General features: G+C 53.9%; 8 protein-coding genes and 4 tRNA genes. All 12 read left to right on the plus strand.

Annotated elements, in window-relative coordinates; all coding sequences use genetic code 11:
• Positions 1–268 precede the first annotated feature (268 nt).
• Entirely contained in the window at positions 269–1,471 is a 1,203-nt protein-coding gene (locus G7W63_RS17740) for a hypothetical protein (protein ID WP_166261554.1), read from the plus strand.
• Between the two features lie 11 nt (positions 1,472–1,482).
• The gene (locus G7W63_RS17745; RefSeq protein WP_242634476.1) at positions 1,483–2,559 is read left to right on the plus strand and encodes a hypothetical protein; all 1,077 of its coding nucleotides are present in this window, start codon (positions 1,483–1,485) and stop codon (positions 2,557–2,559) included.
• 64 nt (positions 2,560–2,623) lie between these two features.
• Positions 2,624–3,100 carry a hypothetical protein gene (locus tag G7W63_RS17750; RefSeq protein ID WP_166261572.1) on the plus strand — a complete coding sequence of 159 codons (477 nt, stop codon included), beginning with the start codon at positions 2,624–2,626 and terminating at the stop codon, positions 3,098–3,100.
• Positions 3,101–3,114: 14 nt separating this feature from the next.
• On the plus strand, positions 3,115–5,514 hold the full coding sequence (locus G7W63_RS17755) for a DUF6160 family protein (protein ID WP_166261557.1): 2,400 nt from the start codon (positions 3,115–3,117) through the stop codon (positions 5,512–5,514).
• A gap of 147 nt (positions 5,515–5,661) precedes the next feature.
• Positions 5,662–6,636 (plus strand): biotin--[acetyl-CoA-carboxylase] ligase, encoded by a 975-nt coding sequence (locus G7W63_RS17760; RefSeq protein WP_166261560.1) that lies wholly within the window; start codon positions 5,662–5,664, stop codon positions 6,634–6,636.
• Positions 6,633–7,364, plus strand: a complete 732-nt coding sequence (locus G7W63_RS17765; RefSeq protein ID WP_166261563.1) for a type III pantothenate kinase — start codon at positions 6,633–6,635, stop codon at positions 7,362–7,364. Before G7W63_RS17760 ends, G7W63_RS17765 begins: the two co-directional genes overlap by 4 nt.
• 110 nt (positions 7,365–7,474) lie before the next feature.
• Positions 7,475–8,125, plus strand: coding sequence for a hypothetical protein (locus tag G7W63_RS17770; protein ID WP_166261566.1), 651 nt, complete (start codon positions 7,475–7,477; stop codon positions 8,123–8,125).
• A 31-nt stretch (positions 8,126–8,156) separates the two neighbouring features.
• Positions 8,157–8,232: transfer RNA gene (locus G7W63_RS17775), tRNA-Thr, on the plus strand.
• A gap of 43 nt (positions 8,233–8,275) precedes the next feature.
• A tRNA-Tyr gene (locus tag G7W63_RS17780) sits at positions 8,276–8,359 on the plus strand.
• Between the two features lie 10 nt (positions 8,360–8,369).
• A tRNA-Gly gene (locus tag G7W63_RS17785) sits at positions 8,370–8,444 on the plus strand.
• Positions 8,445–8,464: 20 nt separating this feature from the next.
• Positions 8,465–8,540: transfer RNA gene (locus G7W63_RS17790), tRNA-Thr, on the plus strand.
• 50 nt (positions 8,541–8,590) lie between these two features.
• Positions 8,591–8,767, plus strand: a 177-nt coding sequence (locus tag G7W63_RS17795) for a GTP-binding protein (RefSeq protein ID WP_242634471.1), incomplete at its 3' end; no start/stop codon positions are given.

Below are 8,767 nucleotides of genomic sequence, written 5' to 3' on the forward strand. Positions count from 1 at the left end.
TCATCGTCAGGCTCTTAATACCCAAACCCCAGTACCCAACGGTACTGGGGTTTTTTATTGGGCTGAAATCCATTCTGTCTGACAATCCAGTCCATCCTTCAATACTATGACTTCGCGCACAGTGACATTATGTAATCCAGGTTAAGCTTGGTTACGAACTGGCCAAAAAAACAACCGCCAGCGCATCAGAGACGCCCATCGACGCCCATCGACGCTCAACAAATAAAAATGCCGCGGAAGAAAATGTGGCAAAGAGTGAGATGTCACTATGATTAAATCAGTCCTGATAGTACCAGCAGTGGGGCTCATGCTTGCGCATGGCGCCCAGGGTGATTTGCGTCCAATTTCTGATGAGGCAATGTCCGGTGTAACTGGTCAGGCGTTTGTATCTATAGACCGCCAATATCATCCGGACACTAAACAGCAAACCTCCTATACCCGGGTTAACCTAGGTATGAACATAGATATCCAGACGAACGTTGATGTGCTTGAGTTGGGGCGTTACGACAGAGAGGGCGAAAACGCCGGTACCGCTGATGTTTATATTGAGGACTTCGCTCTGGGATATCTCAATAACCAGGCCTACTTCCGGGACAATCCGAAGGCTCCCCGGCAGCGGAAGGCGGATGGGAGTCGTTATCAGGAAGATGAGATAGTGCCTTTCAATATCGTCGATCCGTTTTTCGAGTTCGCCTACGACGAGGCTAAGGATGAGATCAGTGGCTTCCGGCTGGGCTTTGGCAAGTCCACTGGAATACTTTCTGGCAAGATCGAGACGCTTACCGGTAACGTCAACATTGATATTGTTGACAGTGGTGAAGGGCTCAAGTCAGCAGATTCCAACGGAAATATTTTTGACCAGCTGATTGTCCTGTTGACCCCGTTGCTTGAGGGAGGCAGCCCGCTTCAGACCAAGGCCGAGCTGGTCTATGGTGAAGAGGGAGATCCTAATTTAGGGGAGCGCGATCCTGTACGGGCAGAATATATAGGGATACCCAATGGTGAGCGCTTTATCCTTGAGGATGCCAGTGCATTTACTCGCTGGTCGGTAAAAAATCTGATTGGCTGGGGATCCAGCTCGGAAATAGAAGTGCCGGGCTGCTCGCTGCTGAACTGTCCCGGTGGCGACATTCATGTCTATGCCCAGGATTGTCTGGTGCTTGGGATTGACTCCTGCTTTGACCTGGACATTTACAATAGTTTCCCAGTGGGTGAGATCGGAGAAGTTGACAGGGAGAGGGCGCTGGTCGGCCCCGCAGATGGCGTGTTCATTTCATTCCAGACCAAGGATCTTGAATGGCTGGAGGATGTCACCAAAACAGATCCCCAAGCTGCAGATTTTATCGAGGCTACAGCCGGCGCCTTTTTCAACATTCCTAACGGCGCGACAGAGGTTAATTTGAACGAAGCACTGAACGGGGTCCAGCGTTACCGGACGGAATATATTGATCGGGGACGAGGTCTGTTCTGAGGATATTTACAATGCCAAAGTTTTCGCGAACCACTACGACCGTCGCCTCTTCCTTTTTAGTTGGCTGCCTGGCAGCGTTCGGGTATCAGGCTGCAAATGCAGAGCTCGAAAGCCTTACCGAAACCGAACTCTCTGAGGTTGATGGGGCGGGGATTGGCGTGGTTCTTGAGGACTTCAAGTTTGCCCACGGGACCGACGTTGAGAATGGGCGCATCTTCAAGATCGGCGGTCTCAAAAGCGCCGATGGACGCGATGTTGAGGTGGTGGTTAACAAGCTCTATATAGCGGGGGCAAACAGCAATTATGGCGAGAGCCTTAGCCCAGTGAATCTCGGCAGACTGATCAATCCTTATAAGATCGATGTTATCGACGGCAACGACATTGGCATTGATGACAAGGCTGTTCTTGAATTCGCAGCCCCGGCGATGATGGCTGCCACTGAAGGTTTCGACTGCATGAGCGCCAGTGCCGTTGCAGGCTCCGGCACTTGCTCCAGTAGACCGTCGTCCGAGTCCTATGAAAACGGTGAGCGTCCTGACATCGGGCTTCAGATGAACGTGGCTGTGGGTGATGACCGATCCGCCAACATCAATATCCACGCGAAAAGCGCGGTCATTGATGGCAGCTATCTCAGGTTGTGGGGAGACAACGAGCGGCGCCAGATGGTAGGGCAGTTCAAGCTCAACTTCTATACACCCGAGCTCTCCATCAATGCCTGTGAGCAGAACGGGTCAACATGCGGGTCGCGCATCCTCATGCAGGACTTCGCACTGGAGCTGGCTCTTGGAAATACGCTTCAACCGATGTTCTTCGATGTGGACGGAACCGGCAACTTCGTTGTTGAAGTTGCCTCCATCAGGAAGCCCCAAGCTGGAGAGATTGGTGCTGATGGACTTCAGGGAAGTAGCACCGAAACATGGGATTTTTATGAGGATTACTACACAAACCCCGATTACCGAAGCAACCTGACAGTCGGTAATCTTTCGGTAGGGGATCGTGATTTTGGCTCCTCACGGATTGAGGGAATGTTGATACAGCACCTGAACATCAAGACGCGGGATCTTGCACATGAACTTTCGAACTTATAGCTCCGGGGTGCTAAGGCTGCTGTCCGTTCTGGCGCTGAGCTTTCCCGGGACCGGCTTTGGCGAGATGGCCCAGCTTGATGATGGGGACCTAGCTTCGGTCTCTGGCCAGGGCGGCATTTACCTATCAGGTGATATCAGCATTAACGAACTCGGTGGCCCGGTGCAGAACAGCTATTTCGGCAGCTGTGCTGATACCTCGAAGAAGTGCGGTGCCAGGCTTGCTTACCGGCTCAAGGAAGGTGGCGGCTGGATGGTGCTTGATGAGATCCGGGGTAAATTTTCGTTCGAGGGATTAACGCTGCGAGTGCGGGCTGTGGATGACGGCTTCGCTGGCGACGGCCAACTTTTCAACCGGGACGTCCTGGAAATTGGGCTTCCCAATATCGTGCGCTACGACTCAGTTGAGTTCAAGCTCGCCGCCAGTAGCACCGCACGACCGACGGACCCTGGATTTCAGCAAACAGACATAATCGCGGTTGAGATGCAGGGTGATGTCATCCTGGAAGGCAACCTTCTTGTGTTTCCAACGGGTAACCCCTGACGGGAAGTCTACATATGAGCAGATCTGAATGCGCACGTTATAGTAGCTTTGCGACGATCGTCGCTCTGATCGCGGGAACGTCCCATGCTGTGGCCGACATGCAGCGTCTTGATGAAGCTGATATGGCTGACATCAGTGGTCAAAGCGGCATAACCATGGAACTTGAAGTGGGTATGAAGGCAGACCGTGTGTCTTATTTCGACGACGGCCAGGGCATTCACCTGGAAGGATTCAGCGTCAGTTCTGCAAGCGACCCTGAGGCAGGTGCCCGTCATGTTATAAAGATGGATGTTGGCGCCGATGCCAGCCTCAACCTGGACTACCTGATCGAAGACCGCCGGGTAGAATTCAGTGATATTCGCCTGGCAGGAGCACCCGGGGTAAGTATGGGCGGAGTGTATTTTGACCATACCCTTGCAGGCATATTGCGCATTGCTCCAGGTGGTGCACTGGGCGGTGACGGTTATACTTTTGACTCTGCTTATACAATGACGGGCGGCCGACTCGGCTATCGCACGAACGGCAACGAAGTCTTTCTGGATGGGATTGCCATGGATGTGGAAGCCCTGGGCATGACCCTGGATGTGTCGGGCGATACGCTTTTGTTTGACGCGCCCTCGATAACAGGTAGCTACACGGTTGATGCCATCCGCTACAGCAACAATCCCCTGAACCATGGCAGCAGCGCAGACGTCACCTCTGGAGCGACGCTGGCCAGTTACGGTAGTCTGGAAGGGGATTTCAATATTTCGTCGGCTACTGAAATCCGAGCAGGCGGCCGTGAAGGCCAGGGTCTAATATTAAATAACAGCACCACAATCAATAGCGCAAACTTTATCTACCGTGACGATGGTAACGCCCTTGCTTTCCGGGATATCAGCGGTGCCTACGAGCTTAATGACCTTCGTGTCGATGTAACCCAAGACTGGCAGGGTCGGGATGCCCTTGGTTTAACGCTGGGTTCACTGTCCGGTGGCCTTGATATCGGGCGTATTGAGTTGGGAGCGGTCGGCAAGAGTATTGGTTCTCTCAATGTAAACTTCCTTTTTGCTGACCAGAACTTCAATGGCCGGGAATACACTAATGCCGTGTATCTGCAAGGTGGAGGGCATGCGGATGCAGGACCACAGGGTCTGCGTCTAGCAACGGAATGGAGCCTGCAGCGGGCAGACCTCAGTTATACTGACAACGGCAATCGTGTGATCTTTAGCGGCCTACAATCCTGGGGCCAGGGCGATACTACCGTCAATATTACGGAAGCCGGGACTATTGGCGAAACCGAGTTTTTTGACGGACTACGCCTGGGTTTTGAAAATATCGAAGCGGGTTATCGCCTAAACGGGCTGAAGGTTGGCAGTGAAGATGCCCAGCTACAGGGTGGCACAGAGCTTCTGCTGGCGTTGGGGGTTTATCCTGCCTATGAGTTTGAAGTTGATGGCCACATTACTCTTGGCGCAGGTGGTGCGTCAGGTGAGGGTTTGACGATCAACTCCGATATTCAGATAACCAATGGCCGTGCAGCTTTGATTGCTGCGCCCTACGACGAAGGTGAAGGGGAAGTGCCGCAGAAAGGCCTCTGGGCGAGCGACCTCAACTATGACATTCATGTCAGAGCTATGACTGTGGACGTGACTGAAGAAGGCTTTGCCATTATCAAGGGCGAGGCTTGGAGTACCATGGACATCGGGAACCTGAGAATCGGGGATAAGGAAGCAGGGAGCAGCTTCGGCCGCTTTGTGGTTCAGAGTTACGAAACAGGCAGTAGTATGGAAATTGTCCCTGGTGGCGCCGGCGCGGCCTGTGTGGGCGGGTCTGGTAGCGACGCTTCAGCCTGCTCAGCCTCGGGCGGCAATTGGGAAGATCGTGGCGATGAAGGCATCACCATCAAGCTCAAACAGATATTTGCAAAAGCGGTGAGCGAAACCCGCAAGAACGCCTTTATTTGGGAGACTAACCGTGAGCTGACTGCGAACGGGAAAGCTGTCAATAACTCGGGGACCAAGCTGGTACTAAATGACATTTATACCAGCGACGGCGGTGATTTTGATGGTAACGGTATTGATGATAATACCTTTGGCGTACAGACCGACATTGCCATTGATGTTTACCAGACTAAAGTCGTCAAGAAAAAAGATGGCCCCGATTCTTTAGGTGTGATTGGCAGCAGGGGCGACGAAAAAATCATGGACACGTCTGCCACTGAAGGTTACCGCTATGCGACAGAGCCAAGCACGACCGATATTGAAAACCGGCCGTTAGGCTTCGCAGTTCAGGCACGCTCCCAGTTCAAAGAACTCGCTATTAACAACGTGGATCTTGTCCACCCCACCGGCGGAGCGCAAACTGCTATTTACGGCGTCAAACTCCAGAATTTCGATATCAAGGCGAATCTATCCGCAACACCCATTCCCTAGTTTCTGGCTGCCCTGGCTCGGCAAAAACGCCGGGCCAGGTTTCCGCCTGAGACATCCAGTTGCCGCTTTTGTTTTTTCCGCTCCGCTGGTGTCTAATCCGGCCTGCCGTCTCGTTTTTTAATCCGTATTTCCTATCCGGGCTTGTTCATGAAAACCAAAGCGCTTATTAACCGATTGTCTGACGGTGCTGTGCACTCAGGCGCATCTTTGGCAGTGGAACTGGGGGTCAGCCGGACCGCCGTCTGGAAGCAGGTTCACCGGGCCCAGGAAAAAGGCTACCCAATTGAAACATTAAGAGGGCAAGGGTACCGGTTGACGGAGTCGGTCGATTTGCTGGATGCCGAGCGCATTCGAAGCAGGCTCGACAAAGCTCTGGTTGAGCGCTTGGATCTGGTTGTGCTGGAAACCGTCGACTCCACCAACGCCGAAATTGTGCGTAGGCGTTCCCGGCCCCAGGATGGATGCCACTCGATGATGGTTTGTTTGGCCGACGCCCAGACTGCTGGACGTGGACGAAGGGGTAAAGTATGGCAGAGCCCGCCAGGAGAGAACCTCTACCTCAGTTTTGGGTTGACACTCCCTGGCGGCTTCTCTGCTTTGGACGGACTTAGTCTGGTGGTCGGCTCAGCAGTTGCGGAGGCGCTGGAGGCTTTGGGGGTCGAAGATATCCAGTTGAAATGGCCCAATGACATCATGCATAAAGGTAGCAAGCTGGCCGGCATTCTCATTGAACTCCAGGGCGAGCTTGAGGGTGCGGCGCAGGTTGTTGCCGGGATTGGCCTTAATGTCCATATGCAACATGCCGCAGGGGTTGACCAGCCGTGGACGAGCCTTGCCCGCATAGCAGGCGGAGGGCATGAGTGGCGGCGCAATAACATCGCTGTGCATCTTGTGGCGGCTGTCGTTGCCGCGGTTGACCGGTTCAGCGAAAGCGGTTTCGCTGATTTTCAACCGCAATGGCAGTCTCGTGACCTATTTTTTGGAGAAGAGCTCAAAGCAGTACAGGGGGAGTTGAAGGGTATAGGATGTGGAATTGATGCCAGCGGTAACTACCTTATTCAAACTATTAACGGGATTGAAACCATCAGGGCGGGCGAAATAAGTATGCGTGTCGTTACATGAGGCTCTTGGTCGATGCCGGCAATACCCGTGTGAAGTGGGTTGTACTTGACGAGAAGGGGCCCGTGCTAAGGGGGTTCGGTCTTCAGGGTAAAGGTGACCTGTTCGCGGACATTGAGCCCCTTGCACCCCAGATAACGCGCGTCGCTATATCCACAGTTGCTTCGGAAGCCGTCCGTGCCCAGCTTATGACTGATCTTGGAAGCTTCGTAGGTGCGCCTGCAACCTGTTATTGGACCGAGAAGGCCCGTGGCGGTTTGACCTGTGCTTATGAGGAATATCGTACTATGGGCGCTGACCGCTGGCATGCTCTGTACGCGGCCTGGCTTCGCTATGGCCGCAGTCTGGCAGTGGTCGACGCCGGCAGCGCCGTTACCATCGACCTGGTGTCGCAAGACGGGCAGCATCTTGGTGGCTACATCCTGCCGGGCAGGGCGATGATGTTACGCAGCCTACGTCAGGAGGCTGCACGGATTATTTTCCCTGAACAGGGGGCGGGGGCAATATCACCCGGTCGTTCAACCGGAGAATGTGTTCGCCATGGCCAGCACTGGTTATGGCGGGCCATGTTGGAAAAGCTCGAGAATGACTGTGCCGAGGCCGGTATTAACACAATTGTTGTCACTGGTGGCGACGCCGCCGAACTGGATGATCCGGGGCTTGGTGTTATCCATGTGCCCGATCTTGTGTTTGAAGGGCTCGCTGCGATAGATCTTGAGTCGTGCCAATGAAGTGGTGGGCTTGGCTTCTTATTTTTGCCAATGTTTTCACCTGGTATCTCGGTGCCCATTGGGCAACGCGGGAAACTGCCACACAGGTCACGGAGGGGCGGCTACCACGAGTGGCCGTTCTGAACGTGGTTGATAAAACTTCCAAGCCTGATCCGCTGCCTGAAGTCGCGGTCACCGACGACAATGTTGCGACCCAGCCGGCTTCACCTCAACCCCAGCCCGAATCCGTTCCTAACACGGGGCACGAAGCTATGATAGAAGGGGTTGCCGGGCCAGTGTGCGTTGAACTTGGCTGGTTTGAAAGTGAGGATGAAGCGCGACGTAAGGCAACCACCAGCGGCATCATTCCCGACTCGGCAGATGTAGTTGAGCAGGCACGTGAAGTTGCTGGGTACCATTGGGTGATCATACCTCCGGCAGAGACGCGGGCGAAGGCTTTGGCCGCATTCAGGGAAATTCAGCGTCGAGGAATTGATTCGTATCTTGTGACCCAGGGTGCCAAGGAGAACGCTATTTCTTTGGGGCTGTTTGAATCTCTGGACGCCGCTGAAGAGGTTCTAAGCCGACGCCAGTCACAAGGGCTCGAAGCTACGCTGGCTACTTTCCCCCGAAATCAGATAAGATACGCCCTCGTTTTTGAAGTGGGGTTCGCCCCTGGTGCTTCTGAGCCGGAGACGGTTTTGAGTGACTTCAGGGAAAGGTATGAATCGGTCGTGCTGAGTGGCTGCGAAGGTGTTGCAACTGCTCAGAAAACTCCGTAGTATACCGCCCTCGCTGAAGAGGCGAATGTGGGCTGGCGTAGCTCAGTTGGTAGAGCAGCTGACTTGTAATCAGCAGGTCGGGGGTTCGATTCCGTCCGCCAGCTCCACTTTTAGTTTGTGAGGCAGGTTTCGCGGTAAAAAGCCTGTTCTGGAGGGGTTCCCGAGTGGCCAAAGGGATCAGACTGTAAATCTGACGCGCAAGCTTCGCAGGTTCGAATCCTGCCCCCTCCACCATTTATTGCTTGCGGGCATCGTATAGTGGCTATTACCTCAGCCTTCCAAGCTGATGACGCGGGTTCGATTCCCGCTGCCCGCTCCAGTTTTTAAGTTTGGTTAATCGCTCATGTAGCTCAGTCGGTAGAGCACATCCTTGGTAAGGATGAGGTCACCGGTTCAATTCCGGTCATGAGCTCCATTTTGTCCGGTCAGCGTTACGGTCATTGGTTGATTAGGGAGAACGGTCGAATGTCTAAAGCAAAGTTTGAACGTAAAAAGCCGCATTTGAACGTGGGCACCATCGGCCACGTTGACCATGGCAAAACGACGCTGACTGCTGCGCTGACGCGCGTATGTCACGAAGTGTGGGGAACAGGTGAGTCACGCGCATTCGACCAGATCGATAACGCGCCGGAAGAGCGGGCC

It is taken from the genome of Marinobacter salicampi (genome assembly GCF_011074795.1).
Classification (GTDB): Bacteria; Pseudomonadota; Gammaproteobacteria; order Pseudomonadales; family Oleiphilaceae; genus Marinobacter; species Marinobacter salicampi.

Excerpts from the sequence above, each read along its gene's own strand:
- G7W63_RS17740 (WP_166261554.1), top strand. The coding sequence starts at position 269 with ATGATTAAATCAGTCCTGATAGTACCAGCAGTGGGGCTCATGCTTGCG.
- G7W63_RS17745 (WP_242634476.1), top strand. The coding sequence starts at position 1,483 with ATGCCAAAGTTTTCGCGAACCACTACGACCGTCGCCTCTTCCTTTTTA.
- G7W63_RS17750 (WP_166261572.1), top strand. The coding sequence starts at position 2,624 with ATGGCCCAGCTTGATGATGGGGACCTAGCTTCGGTCTCTGGCCAGGGC.
- G7W63_RS17755 (WP_166261557.1), top strand. The coding sequence starts at position 3,115 with ATGAGCAGATCTGAATGCGCACGTTATAGTAGCTTTGCGACGATCGTC.
- G7W63_RS17760 (WP_166261560.1), top strand. The coding sequence starts at position 5,662 with ATGAAAACCAAAGCGCTTATTAACCGATTGTCTGACGGTGCTGTGCAC.
- G7W63_RS17765 (WP_166261563.1), top strand. The coding sequence starts at position 6,633 with ATGAGGCTCTTGGTCGATGCCGGCAATACCCGTGTGAAGTGGGTTGTA.